This window comes from Nocardia sp. NBC_00881 (genome assembly GCF_045207455.1).
Taxonomy (GTDB): domain Bacteria; phylum Actinomycetota; class Actinomycetes; order Mycobacteriales; family Mycobacteriaceae; genus Nocardia.
The window spans coordinates 1,042,989-1,056,120 of record NZ_CP108798.1 but is presented as its reverse complement, the minus strand read 5'-3'; the positions used below and the strand labels follow the sequence as shown (position 1 = coordinate 1,056,120).

The following is a 13,132-nucleotide window of genomic DNA, read 5'->3' as shown; positions in this document are numbered from 1 at the left end:
TTCCGCGAGGATGTGGCGAACATCGCTCACCGCGGATACGGCGGTGCCTCAGGGCCAGGCTCAGCACGTGCCGTTCTGCACCGGATAGTGGATGACGACCGCACCACCGGTGGCGTAGTTGGCGACATCGGCAGCCACCTGCTGGCCCTGCGGAGACGCCCTCGCCGCGGTCATTGCCGCAGCGTCAGCGAACTCGGCCTCGAAGACCGCGAAGTACGGCGTCTGTCCCTGCGTCGCTGCCACCTCGAAGCTGTAGCGCCACGCGAGCAGGCCGGGCATGCGCGTGACCAGCGGGAGGTGGTTGCTCACGTAGTAGTCGCGGAAGTGGTCGGGATCGGCGGGCTCGGGATACAGGACCATCAGCTTGTGCATAACAACCTCCGTACAACCTCCGTTCAGCGGCGAGCGACCACAACACCCCGGAGTGCGCGATCAACGCGAGGTGGACAGTAGATCAGACTCCACGCCAAGATCAAGTGCATTGCGGATGAGCCGATCATCGGACCGGTGACCCAGCCCAGCCGGCGACACGACAATTCACCACCACGAACGCACTCATCTGCCGCATATCGCGCTGACCGAACCGGCCACACCTCCGGGTTGTCGACTGAACGCCTTTGCCGTGCAACAGATCCCACGACGAACGAATATTGCACGTTCGAATATCGCGCATCCGCCACTCCGACGAGGGCCATAGCCCATCCCAACTTGCCAAGTTCAGAGAAGGATCCCGTCGAACTTCACCGCGTAGGCCCAGTGCTCTTCGTCACCGGGGAGGGTCCCGGCCGTCGCCGGCATGGCCGCGTACTGCGGCAGCCAGCTCACGCCTGCCTCTGCATGGCCAGTCCTTCCAACGGCATGGAACGGCGTTCACCCTGCCTGCATAATACCGACTGGTCCGGTCGTTTGATGTGAAGGCAGAGCTCGGCCATCACTGCGACGCCGGTCAGTGAACTGTGCTCGTTCAATCGCGGCGCGTCAGCCGGGGAGTCCCCATACTTGTCGCGTGGCTATTCCCGATTGAAGGCTGTTCTACTTCGTGGCCGTGTTGTCTACGCCGCCCGCATTGCGCACTCTGCTGCCTGATGACTGGGCGGATTGGCTCGATCGCTGGCCGGTACCTGCACCTGGCACAGCCGTTCGATGCATTGTCGCGCAAGGTAGCGAATCGGATATCCGACCGAAGACGAACGCCGAGCGCTGTAGCCCGTCCAGACTCCGACGGCCATCAACTATCCCCCAGAACGAATGATCTCTTCGATATTGCGCTCAGCCAGCGCGCTGATCGTCAACGATGGGTTCACCGTTCCGGTGCTGCCGGGCACAGCAGCCCCGTCCATCACGTACAGGCCGCGATAACCACACACCCGACCGTACCCGTCTGTTGCACGTCCGAGCACTGCCCCGCCCAACGGATGTGAGGTGATCGAGGCGTCCCCTGGGGGGGCCATGGGCCGGCAGTGGCAGTCCGCCTTGTCGTTGACCTCCTGCGCTCGGGCGAGGTAGCCCGCCGCGCCGTCGCCTGGCCACTGCAGGTCCACCCGCCCGTTGGTCGGGTTGTACACGAACCGGCCGCGGGTGTCGTCGAGCACCATGCCGAGCGATCCGAGAATGCCGATGTCGTAGGGCGGCGCGCCGGGGATGTACCAGTTCTCCAACGACACGGGTGCGCCCGCCTCGTCCAGAATGCGGCTCGCGGACGGCGTGCCCTGGGTGCCCACATCGAGCGAGCTGAGCGTCCGCGCCAAGCCCACATCGCCATTGCTGCCCCAGCCTTCGCCGATGTGCTCGTTCAGGTTCGGTAGCGCGCCGGTCGCCCGCGCGCGCACCAGTAGCTCGGAGGTGCCGACCGAGCCCGCACCGAGAAACAACGTGTCGCAGGTCAGCGTCCGGGTTAGGACCACCTCGCCGGTAGGTGCCAGTTTGGACACCGTGACCGTATAACGACCCGACGCTCCCGGCTCCCTGGCGATGGCGTCCACACGGTGGCCGGGGTAGACCCGGGCACAGCCGGTGTCCTCGGCATAGCGAAGGTAGTTCTGATTCAGATCGAACTTCGCGCCGTTGGAATTGCCGAGGTTCGAACAGCCGACCGTCGCCGACGGCCTCGATCGTCCGGCAAGCTCGTCGCGGATAACGTTCCAATTCCACATACCGTCGATGCGCTGCGGCGCGTAGTCGGCCGCGCGGACCTGATCGTCCCAGGCCCGCGAGTGCGCGAACGCGATCGAGTGATAAAGGTCGTACGGCATCGGGCTCGGCCGCAACGTCTGTCGGACCCTTGGGTAGTAGACGTCATGCATCTCGCGGTAATCGACCACACCACGGAACACGTGCTCGAAGAACCGCTGCTCCGGCTCGATCATCACCCCGGTGAACACCACCGAGCCACCGCCCACGCACGCACCGCGCCACACGTCGATACCTGGGTAACTGGAAACGTCGAGCACCCCGCCGAAAGGATCGACCGACACAGGGATCCTGGTCGCGCCGGTAAAGGTGGTGCGGTGCCAGAAGCCGCGACCATCCGGAACGGCGTCGGCAGCGAAGATGTCGCGCCACGGATCATTCGGCCAGCGCGACCCACGCTCGAGCACCGCGACCTGGGTCCCGGACTGCGCAAGGCGCAGCGCGGTGATCGACGCCCCGAACCCCGATCCGATGACGATCGCAGGCACATGGTCGGCCGGATCCGGCAGCGGCGCGAAGATCTCCGGGACCAGGATGCGATACATCAACGATCTCGAGCTCAGGCTGTAGTCTTCGGCCCACGCCGGAGGCGTGGCCGTCGCGAGCGTGCTCAACCCCGCAAGACCCACCATCACAGCGGCCAAGCCGGCGCCCTTGACGAAACCGCGCCTGTCCATCGTGCCCGTCACCTGATCGGAATGCCGCTCCATCACATCCCTATCCCTCGTCGTGAGCGTCCGGAAAACTCGGTTACGCGGGGCGGGTCGTTGGGACATAGTGACGACCATCGCCATGTCCATGTCGATGCTTGCTGAACCAGGCAAAGGTCCTTTCGACCAACCTACCTGCGTGGCAGTACTACGAACCGGTGTCGGTGCGTTTGACCACCGTGACGGCCATGCGCAGCGCCTTCCGCCCACGTCACCAAGATCGCTGACGGCCGATAGCCGAAGAATAACTTAGTCGACCGTGCCAGCAGCGGCGCTCTATCATGAGAGGTGTCCAGCGTGGGAGGTGACAATGTTAGCGCGCGCATGGATCCGGTGGCTGGTCCTGCATCGCCTGCCACGGTCTTATCTGCTGTGGTCGGCGCGTCGGGGCGATCCCTTCGCACAGATGGTGATCGGCCCGGATCGCGGGCTCGGCTCGTCGCACTTCATGGAGGAGATCCGGCAGCGGGGCCGGATGCACCACATGTCGGGATTTTCCGTGACCGCGGACCATGAACTGTGCCGATTGATCTTGCGGGATCGCCGCTTCGGCGTGGTCACGCCCAACAATCAAGCCCTGCCGAAGCCGATCCGTTGGGTGATGACGAAGACGGATCTGGAACTGCCCAACCTCGCGGAACCACCCGCGATGCTGGTGACCGACCCGCCGAAACACACCCAATACCGACGCCTGGTCGGGCAGGCATTCACTCCGAAGGCGATAGCAAAACTGCGTGAGCGAGTTGTCGAAGTCACCGATGACCTGCTCGAACGCCTCGGGTCGACGCCGCGACCGGATCTGATCGGCGACTTCTCCGAGCAGTTGCCCATCGCGGTCATCGCCGAGATTCTCGGGTTGCCTGCCCAGATGCATTCCACCCTGCTGAAGTGGGGAGACACCGGTGCGCCGCTGCTCGAACGCGGCCTGACCTGGACCACTTTCCGCCGCGCCATCGAAGACCTGGCAGAGGGGCAACGGTACTTCGACCAGCACATCGCTGGGCTCAACGCCGAACCGGGCGACGACGTGCTCAGTATGTTGGTGACCGGTGGCGAGCTCACCCGCCGCGAGCAGATTGCCAACGCCGCCCTGCTACTAGACGCCGGATTCTTGACGACGGTAAACATGCTCGGCAACGGAATCGCCCTCCTGACAAGCCATCCGGACCAGCTGAAACTGCTGACGGCGCAGCCGGAGCTGTGGCCGGGCGCGGTCGAGGAAATCCTGCGCTACGACGGTCCGGTGCGGATAACGGGCCGCGTTGCGAGCTGTGACGTCGACATCGCCGATCAGCACGTCAAATCCCGTTCCTTGATCCTGCTCTTGCTGGCGGGCGCCAACAAGGACCCCGCCGTCTTCCCCGATCCCGAACGATTCGATGTGACCAGAGCCAACGCCGCGGAACATGTCTCGTTCGGCAGCGGGGTGCACAGCTGCCTAGGAGCCAGCCTCGCCCGAATGGAAGGAGCCATCGCGCTGCGAGCCCTCTTCGAGCGGTATCCGGATCTGTGCCTGGACGGCCCGCCGATCCCACGTGACCTGGTGAACCTGAACAGCTACCGTTCCATGCCCGCCAAACTATCTGCCAACTAATAGTGCTTTGTTAGGTGGTGCGAGATGTGTTGTGGTTGAACGGTGTTGGGTGAGGAGATGGAGTTGGTTCGTCCGGTGATCGAGGAGTTCGCGGCGGAGATGTTCGCCGGGTTCGCCCGTCGGGATCAGCGAGCAAAGGGACAGTTGTATCTGCGGGGCCTACTCTGCGACGGTAAGCGCAAGTCGATGCAGCCCATGGCGGCACGGCTGGGGGTGGATCATCAGCAGTTGCAGCAGTTCGTGACGACCTCGACGTGGGACCACAGCCAGGTGAGGGCGCGGCTGACCAGGTGGGCGGCACGGTTCGTCGATCCCGACGCATTGGTGGTCGATGACACCGGTTTCCCGAAGGACGGCACATCCTCACCCGGGGTGGCGCGGATGTATTGCGGGGCGCTGGGCAAGCGCGGGAACTGTCAGATCGGGGTGAGCGTGCACGCGGTCACCGACTGGTCCTCGGCCGCGCTGGATTGGCGGCTGTATCTGCCCCGTTCCTGGGACGACCACACCGCCACCGACCCCGCCGAAGCCCAGCGGATCGCGGCGCTGCGAGCACGCTGCGCGATCCCCGGCCACGCCCGGTTCCGGGAGAAATGGCGACTGGCCCTGGACATGCTCGACGAAGTCGCCGCCTGGGGCATGCCCGCACGCCCGGTGATCGCTGATGCCGCCTACGGCGACAGCACCGCCTTCCGCGCCGGGCTCACCGACCGAGGACTGGCCTATGTGCTGGCCGTCTCGGCCTCGACCAGCGTCCATCCCGCCACCGCCCGACCGGTGGCACCGACCTACTCCGGGTTCGGACGGCCCAGAACCCGCACCGACTACCCCGACAAACCCATGACCGCGAAGACGATGATCACCACCGCCGGCCGCGCGGCAGGACGGTTCGTCACCTGGCGGCGCGGCAGCCGCAAGACCCCAGGAAATCCCGGCGCGGTGATGCGGTCACGGTTCCTCGCACTGCGGGTGCGCCCGGCCAACCGCAACATCACCCGCGCACCCGACGGCAGCCTGCCCGAATGCTGGCTGCTGGCCGAATGGCCCACCGGAGCCCCGGAACCCACCGACTACTGGCTGGCCACCCTGCCACCGAGCATCCCGCTACGAGATCTCGTGCAGCTGGCGAAAATCCGTTGGCGCATCGAGCACGATTACCGCGAACTCAAAGACGGCCTGGGTCTGGACCACTTCGAAGGCCGATCCTGGACCGGCTGGCACCGTCACGTCACCCTCGCCTCCATCGCCCAAGCCATCTGCACCACACTGCGCCACACCCCAAAAGCCCCTGCGCAGGCCTGACCCTCTACGCCGTCCTGCGCCGACTCCAACACCTACTCGCCACCTGGACCGGACACTGCCACACCTGCCACCAACCCCTACCCACCCGAAAACAACCACCTCACACCTAACAAAGCACTACTAAGGCGTGTCTCATAAGTCCGGTGTGCGGTACGGTCTTCTGACCGCTTTTCTGGCACCCTGCGGCTGTCTCACCCGCCTGAGCCTCTCGGCGCAGCGGGGATGAGGCGGAGGCAGGACGCAATGTGTACTCGACCCTCGTGCGGTGGCCAAGGTTTCGGTCAACCGCTGGAAAGTTCATCGGCTACTTGCCTCAGCCATTTCGAGATCGTGAGCCCCTCACACCTTGGGTCGTGGCTGGCGCAGGCTCTCGCCAGCCACACCTCGGCCATCTGCTGGTCGCTCGCACCGGAGTCGAGCAGAACCTGAATGGCTTCGCGAACAGCCTCGACCTGTTCGGGAGGTTCGCCGATCCTGAAGTTCCGGATGACGCCATCGGTGAGTCCGCTTCGAGGTCGAAGTCTTGGTGGAAGTAGGCCTGCGCAAGATATTCGATCTCTGGACCGTCCACTGCCACTCCTGTTTCATCAGCCCGATGGTCGGGATCTGGACTCTGATCCTGAAAATGCTGCAAGCGGTCGCCGACGCGGCCGGTGCGATCGTGTCGGTGGTGAGCGGGGACTCCACCATCGCCCGCGCACACCGGCACGCCGCCGGTGCCCGCCGCGACGGCGCCGGACAGGCCGAGCCACCCGGCGGGGTCGAGGTCGAACCGACGACCACGCCCTGGGTCGTTCTCGGTGCGGCTGGACCACGAAGACCCATCTGGCCACCGAGCAGGGCCGCAAGACCCTGTCGATCGTGATCACCGCGGGCCCCAGCCGCCGTTGGACAACGCAGCCAGGAACCGCCGCAGTCGATCCGTCACCGACGGCCTCAAATTGCACCGACACCTGATGCGGTCGGCAGGTCATGTCCACACCCTGGTCATCCTGCGCTCCGGCACCCACGCCCGCTTTAGCACAAACCGTTTCCACGACACCTGGCACGTGTTGTCGGACGATCACGGCGCACACCTGCTGGCACGGTTGCTGTAGGGCCTGTCCTACCAGACTCGTCCAGGCACGATCGTGCTCATCGACCGCCCGTTCCTCACCCGAACCCGTTCGACGCCGACCCGGCCGACCCTATTGTTCTGGTTCCCGGCTGGTGCCGGACGTTCTCACCGCACGCCTGAACACGCTGGTCACATACGGCGTGATGGAGAAGGTGCCCTACCGGGAACCGGGAGAGCGGGCTCGCTTCTCGTACGTGCTCACGGATGCGGGCCGGGAACTCCTCGTCGTCCTGCTCGCCCTGCAGCACTGGGGCGACAAGCACCTGCCGTGGCCGGACGGGCCGAGCATCCTGCGCCAGGTCGAGGGCACCGAACGACCAGTGCACGTCGGGTGCAACGACGATGACGGAAGCGAAGTCGACGAAAGCTCCATGGCACTGATTCCGACCACCGCCTCCCCCGGCCGGAAGCAGCGCAGCTTCCAGTTCCGAGACGCGACCCTCCCAGGCTCTATGACCGGACATGAACGAACGAGGCGGCCTTGCGGCCCGCTCCGTGTAATCCGGAGCAGCGGGCCTTCGTCGGCGGCCGCCGCGCCTGACGGCTGGCCGGCCGCTGTTCCCGCAGCGCCGTCCATGTCCTGCGTCCGCTGCAGATGCCCCCGACAGCGTCTCCTTGACCAGTCTGGCTCGCCGGTCGTACTGGCAGCCCGCCTCGCCGTCACATGCGCCAGACCGGCAGCCCCAGCGTGTAATCGGCCCGGTCTGCGAGGGGATGCACGGTTGTTTCTTCTTACCTGCCGCGTTCCTTTGCCTGTGGGGGACCTTGCACGTGCTGCACGCCGTCGTCCCGTGGCAGGACCTGCCCGAGCCGCCCGCTCCCGCCCAGCAGTCGTACGTGCCAGCTGGCGGGTGATAGTAAACTCAGCTATACGGTGCATGGTTCGGGGCGTCTGTGGCCCCGAACGAGTACCCGGCGTCGATGTGGAGGTGAGTTCTGTGCCGTCAGGAAGGCACGTGTCCGGCCCCATGGATGACGAGCCAGCCTGTTCCATGGAGCGGAGCCTGCAGATACTCGGCGAGCGGTGGACTCTACTGGTGCTGCGTGAGGTCCTCTACGGAAGGCACCGGTTCGCCGAAATTCGGTCATCTCTCGGCATCGCGTCGAACCTGCTCAGTGACCGACTCAAGGTTCTCGTCGACGCCGGAGTGCTGCGGACACTGGCGTACCAGGAGGCCGGCAGCAGGCACCGGCAGAGCTACCATCTGACGCCGGCCGGGCTCGAACTGCAGCCCGTCCTGGGTGCGCTGCAGCAGTGGGGTGACCGTCACCGTCCGCGGCCCGCGGGTCCCTCCGTTTCCCAGCGGACCCGCTCCACCGGTCGGGCCGTCCACGTGGGATTTCTCGATGACGATGGTCGCGAGGTTCCCATGGAGGATGTGTCGCTGATGGCAGCACCTGACCCTCAGAGCTCATCCCTCAGCCAGTCCGGCTGAACGCGTCCCGCCAACGAGTTCCCGATCCCGCCCAGCCGACTGCAGCAGTATCCGGAATGCGGCGGAACGGCAGGGGTGCCGGCAGCCCACAGGACCCGCGCTGGGGCGGTACACAGAGAACCTGCCCGCACTCCAGTGAGCACTCCTAGGTCCATGGATCTCTCGAGGGTCCGGGCAGTCACCGAGGCTCCCTCCTGACACTCCTTGCTGCGGCGTCAGGATGCGCGAGAGCCTTCGCGGACTGAGCCATGAATATCAGCAAAAACCCCCACCTGCATCACCTCCCCCTCCGGCGGCTCGCGGCGCCATCCGCGCAGCCGGACGGCGGACGTGCCTGCTCAGCACCGATGCGGTGACAGTCCGGTGCCCTCGAACTCGCCGCTTCCCTCGAAAGTGGGGGCCTAGTCAGGCGTAGGCTGAGTTGCATTTTTAAAGTCAGACCCTCTAGAGTCGTCCCCATGAGCAATCACTCGCAATTTCATGTACATGCGGTGTCGCCGTCCTACTGGAAGGTGACCTTCGAGAACGCCCCGATCAACCTCATCGACCTGGACACCGTCGAGCAGCTTGCCGATCTGGTGACCTGCATGGAGGAGGACCCCGATCTGACCGTCGTGGTGTTCCAGAGCGCCAACCCCGACTTCTTCATGGCGCACTTCGACCTCCTGTCCGAAATCGAGCGCGTGTACAGCACGGCAGTGGGCCCCACCGGACTTCTCCCCTTCTCGGACAACCTTCTGCGCCTCAGCAAGGTCCCGGCTGTCACGATCTCGGCCATCAACGGCCGCGTCCGAGGAGCCGGAAGTGAGTTCGTCCTGAACACGGACATTCGCTTCGCCGGTACCAACGCCATCCTGGGACAGCCCGAGGTGGGCTTCGGCGCCGTACCCGGTGGCAACCCGATGGGGCGACTGGCCGAGTTGGTGGGCCGGGGCCGCGCGATGGAGATCGTGCTGGGAGGAGACGACTTCCCGGCCCAGCTCGCCGCCGAATACGGCTACGTCAACCGCGTTCTTCCCGAGGGCGAGCTGGACGACTTCGTCGACATCTTCGCCCGCCGCATCGCCGGCTTCAGCAAGGCTGGGGTCTCCGGCGCGAAGGAGTTCGTCGACGCGGCCACCGCAATACCAGCGGGGGACTACGCAGCCGCTATGGCCGCCTTCAGGCGCACGGCGGGGCGGCCGGAGAACGCGGATCGCGTGCGCAGCCTCTTCGAACGCGGCTTGCAGCAGCCTCAGGGAGTCGAACTCGATCTTGGCAAGCACGTCGCCGAGAAGTTCTGAGCCTCTCGGGCGTTTGTGCCGTCACCTGCTCCATGGGGGCATGCGCGGACGGATGCCCGCGAAGCGCAACGCAACCCGGAACACGGCGCCGCGTGCGAACGGCAGCCGCTGTGCTTCCCCGTCACAGCGTGAGAACGATCAGGAGAGCTGACATGACGACGAGCGCACCCAACCGCACAGACGTTTTCTTCGCCTCAGGGGGCGTTAGTTTAGCCCCGCCGCCGCACACGCTTAGCTCCGTCAACCTGATGCTGACATCGGTAGGCTCGAGACCGGGTCCGCTTGCCCGACCGGCGGCATGATTCAGCGGCGGAGGGGATATGGGCATCTCGCCTGATGAACAGGCAGCGTTCGAACTTGCTCGTCAGTGGCTGGGCGCTCTCGCACGTGATGCCAGCGAACGGGCTTCCTCGGGCGATCCGGAGTGGGTCCGACTCCGCGACGAATACAGTGCCCGGCTGCGGTAGTTGAGGGCAGGCGATTCGGCAGCGGTAGAGCACATATTCGGCGCTGACCACCAAGCGCTGATGTCCCAGGTCAGGAAGCCCACAATGGACTTTGCCGGAGCCCTGTCGATCTCGCTCGCTCTGGCGGGCAGGTAGCCACAAAGACCGACATGGCCGGTGGCAAAGTCCCAGCTCAGACGTTCATCAGACACCTTCAAGATCAAGTAAGTTCGGTCTATCGACTACCGGCCCACGCTGGCGTTGAGGAGCTTGGATTCGATCTCGACGGCGTCGGGGTGGGCCAGCGGTTCGAGGACATCGAGTGCTCGGGTCCACGCTTGGGACGCTCCAGGATGGTCACCCGCCGCCTGCAATACATCGCCGAGGTGGTCGAGGCTCTTCGCCTCCAGGTAAGGGCTGCCCAGTTCGCGGAACAGGACGAGTGAGTCGCGGTAGTACCGCGCGGCCTCGGTGTACTGGCCGAGATTGTGGTGTGCGCGCGCGAGGCAGTGGAGGTTGTGGGCGGTGCCGTCTCGATCTCCGATCCGGTCCAGTAGGGGTTTCGCCTCGATGCAGTGGGCGAGGGCTTGCGCGTGGTGGCCTGCTTTGCCGTGGCACCAGCCGATGGCGGTGAGTGTGAACGCCTCCCAAACGTGGTTGCCCGCCTCGCGACACAGCCGCAGCGCGTCGCGGGCCTGCAGCAGTGCCCTCGTGTGGCGCTGGCACAGGTCGTAGGCCGAGCTGAGGGAGAAATGGGTGATGGCCATACCGGTGGTGTCGCCGAGGTGCGCGTAGAGGTCAAGGGCGCATTGCAGGTGCTCGAGAGCCTCGTCCTGGTTGCCCAACAGGATTTCGGCTCTGCCGAGGAGGAGGTGGCAAGAGGCCCGGGCGTCGTCGTCGCCTAGGCGGTCGGCGGCTGCGAGTGCCGTGCGCTGTGACTCGGCGCGGTGCGCCAAATATCCTCGTCTGCTCAGGTACGTGCTGTGCACCCAGGGCAACTGCCATGCGTGCACGTCCAGGCCTGCGCGGACTGCGTTTGCCGTCGCGGCCAGCAGCGTGTCGTGCTCCGCGGTGAGCCATTCCATGGCCTGGTGGTAGTCGGTGATGGGTAGGTGCGGGATGTGGTCTTGTGCTGCGGTGGGTTTGATCGGTGGCCAGTGCGGTGCCAGATGCCGTTCGGCGGCGAACCCGGTGTGCAGGTAGAAGTCGAGGCATCGTCGCAGTGCCGTTCGCCGGTCGTGCTCGGTGTCCTCCAGCTCGGCCAGTTCCGCCGCGTACGCGCGGAGCAGGTCGTGCGAGCGGAAGCGGCCGGGGCGGTGCTCGTCCACGAGGTGCGTCCGCGTCAGCTCGTTCAGCAGCGTGCGGGTGTGCGACAGGTCGATCCCGGCAAGCGAAGCCGCGGCGAACCGGTCCGAGTCGGGGCCGGGGTGCAGGCTCAGCAGCCGGAACAGCCGGGCCGCTTCAGGGCTCAGCGTGCGGTAGGACCAGGAGAACACCGCTCGCACGCCCGAGGTCGTGCCGTCCGTCTCCAGCGCGTCCAGCCGCGCTCGCTCGTCGCGCAGTTCGCCGGCGAGCGCGCTCAGCGGGAACGCCGGGTTGCTCACCGCGCGGCCCGCCACCACCGCCAGGGCCAATGGAAGTCGGGCGGAGTGCGCGACGAGCCGCGCCACCGCGTCGGGTTCGGCGGCAACCCGGTCGGGTCCCAGTCGCCTGGTGAGAAGCGCCACGGCCTCGGTCTCGTCGAGCACGGTCAGGGGGACGGGCACCGCGCCCTCGTGGGCGACCAAGCCGGAAGACCGGTCCCGACTGGTGATCACCGTGAGGCAGTTCGCGTCGCCGGGGAGCAGAGGTCTGACCTGTTCGGCGTCGTAGGCGTTGTCCAGCACCACCAGCACTCGTCGGCCGGTCAGCATGCTGCGGTACAGCGCGGCCCGCGCGTCCAGACCGGCCGGGATCTGTTCTGGCTGCACGCCGAGTGTTTCCAGGAAACCTTGCAGCACATTCGTTGGAGGCAGTGGGCTGCCCACTCGGTCGAATCCGCGCAGGTTCACGTAGAGCTGTCCGTCCGGGAACCTCCCGGCCTCGCGGTGCGCCCAGTGCAGCGCCAACGACGTCTTCCCCGCCCCGCCGGTCCCCGTCACCACGACGATGCCCGCGGCGGCGTTCAGTGCGTCCTGGAGCAGACCGAGTTCGCGGGTACGCGAGACGAACCACGGTGACGGTGCCGGTAACTGCCGCGGCACCGGCTCCGAGACCTCGACCGTTCGCCGCTCGGCGGGAGGACGCGGTACCTCCGAGGTGAGCATCTGCTGGTGCAGACGTCGCAGTTGATCGCCGGGTTCGACGCCGATCTCTGCCACGAGCCGGGTACGGAACGTGCGGTACCGCGTCAACGCCTCCGTCCGGCGCCCGCATTGGTACAGGGCGAGCATGTGCTGACCGGCGAGCCGCTCGTCGAACGGGTTCGCCGCCGTCGCGGTCGTCAGTTCGGTCAGCAGTTCGGCGTGCAACCCGAGGTTCAGTGCCACGTCGTGACGCTGAACCTCGGCGGTGAACCGCTCTTCCCGCAGTTGGTCGCGCACCGACGCCAGCCACGGGCTGTCCAGCCGGTCGAACGGCACGCCGCGCCACATCCGAAGGGCGCGGTCGAACAGGGCCAGCGCTCGCCGTCCTTCCGCCGCTTCGCGAGCCTGTCCGAGGAGGCTGTGGAACAGGTGCAGGTCGACGGTTTCGGTGTCGATGTGCAGCACATACCCGCCGCCCTGGCGAGCGATGTCGAATCCCGCGACGTCGTCGGTCAGCACGGCCCTGAGCCGAGACAGGTAGCTGTAGAGCGTGTGCCGGGCTCGTACGGGGGGATGCTCACCCCAGACACGGTCGACGAGCTGGTCGGCGGTCACGATCCTGCCTGCCTCGACGAGCAGGATCGCGAGCACGGCCCGCCGGCGGGCGTGCCCGATGTCCAGATCCCGTCCGTCGACCTGAACGCGGACGTCGCCGAGCACGGCGAACTCGACCCCCACAGTAACCCCTGACTCCGTTCAGTACCCTCTC

At 66.1% G+C, this 13,132-nt stretch carries 9 protein-coding genes and 1 pseudogene; 6 read left to right on the top strand and 4 right to left on the bottom strand.

Features of this window, described 5'->3' with window-relative positions; genetic code table 11:
* Positions 1 to 60: 60 nt before the first annotated feature.
* Positions 61 to 372, bottom strand: a complete 312-nt coding sequence (locus OH799_RS04100; protein WP_406275903.1) for an EthD family reductase — start codon at positions 370 to 372, stop codon at positions 61 to 63.
* A gap of 860 nt (positions 373 to 1,232) precedes the next feature.
* Positions 1,233 to 2,900, bottom strand: a complete 1,668-nt coding sequence (locus OH799_RS04095; RefSeq protein WP_406275900.1) for a GMC oxidoreductase — start codon at positions 2,898 to 2,900, stop codon at positions 1,233 to 1,235.
* Positions 2,901 to 3,210: 310 nt separating this feature from the next.
* On the opposite strand from OH799_RS04095, the gene OH799_RS04090 reads away from it, so the two are divergent.
* Both OH799_RS04090 and OH799_RS04085 read left to right on the top strand, forming a co-directional pair.
* Positions 3,211 to 4,494, top strand: a complete 1,284-nt coding sequence (locus OH799_RS04090) for a cytochrome P450 (RefSeq protein ID WP_406275897.1) — start codon at positions 3,211 to 3,213, stop codon at positions 4,492 to 4,494.
* A 57-nt stretch (positions 4,495 to 4,551) separates the two neighbouring features.
* Entirely contained in the window at positions 4,552 to 5,796 is a 1,245-nt protein-coding gene (locus tag OH799_RS04085; protein ID WP_406265588.1) for an IS701 family transposase, read from the top strand.
* 281 nt (positions 5,797 to 6,077) lie between these two features.
* Here OH799_RS04085 and OH799_RS04080 read toward each other — a convergent pair whose 3' ends face one another.
* Complete coding sequence (locus tag OH799_RS04080) at positions 6,078 to 6,284, bottom strand: contact-dependent growth inhibition system immunity protein (protein ID WP_406281786.1); 207 nt, start codon at positions 6,282 to 6,284, stop codon at positions 6,078 to 6,080.
* Positions 6,285 to 6,319: 35 nt separating this feature from the next.
* Here OH799_RS04080 and OH799_RS04075 point away from each other — a divergent pair, with 35 nt between their 5' ends.
* From OH799_RS04075 to OH799_RS04060, 4 genes and pseudogenes are all read left to right on the top strand, one after another.
* Entirely contained in the window at positions 6,320 to 6,661 is a 342-nt protein-coding gene (locus OH799_RS04075; RefSeq protein WP_406275894.1) for a hypothetical protein, read from the top strand.
* Positions 6,662 to 6,768: 107 nt separating this feature from the next.
* Positions 6,769 to 7,119, top strand: a pseudogene (locus OH799_RS04070) (hypothetical protein); the annotation flags it as partial.
* Between the two features lie 750 nt (positions 7,120 to 7,869).
* A complete protein-coding gene (locus tag OH799_RS04065) occupies positions 7,870 to 8,349 on the top strand; it encodes a winged helix-turn-helix transcriptional regulator (protein ID WP_406281783.1) in 480 nt (159 codons plus the stop codon).
* 458 nt (positions 8,350 to 8,807) lie between these two features.
* Complete coding sequence (locus OH799_RS04060) at positions 8,808 to 9,632, top strand: enoyl-CoA hydratase/isomerase family protein (protein WP_406275891.1); 825 nt, start codon at positions 8,808 to 8,810, stop codon at positions 9,630 to 9,632.
* A 688-nt stretch (positions 9,633 to 10,320) separates the two neighbouring features.
* Here the strand turns inward: OH799_RS04060 and OH799_RS04055 are convergent.
* The gene (locus OH799_RS04055; RefSeq protein WP_406275888.1) at positions 10,321 to 13,101 is read right to left on the bottom strand and encodes a BTAD domain-containing putative transcriptional regulator; all 2,781 of its coding nucleotides are present in this window, start codon (positions 13,099 to 13,101) and stop codon (positions 10,321 to 10,323) included.
* Positions 13,102 to 13,132: the final 31 nt, after the last annotated feature.

Coding starts and splice junctions, on each gene's coding strand:
- OH799_RS04100 (WP_406275903.1), bottom strand. CDS start 372: ATGCACAAGCTGATGGTCCTGTATCCCGAGCCCGCCGATCCCGACCAC.
- OH799_RS04095 (WP_406275900.1), bottom strand. CDS start 2,900: ATGGAGCGGCATTCCGATCAGGTGACGGGCACGATGGACAGGCGCGGT.
- OH799_RS04090 (WP_406275897.1), top strand. CDS start 3,211: ATGTTAGCGCGCGCATGGATCCGGTGGCTGGTCCTGCATCGCCTGCCA.
- OH799_RS04085 (WP_406265588.1), top strand. CDS start 4,552: ATGGAGTTGGTTCGTCCGGTGATCGAGGAGTTCGCGGCGGAGATGTTC.
- OH799_RS04060 (WP_406275891.1), top strand. CDS start 8,808: ATGAGCAATCACTCGCAATTTCATGTACATGCGGTGTCGCCGTCCTAC.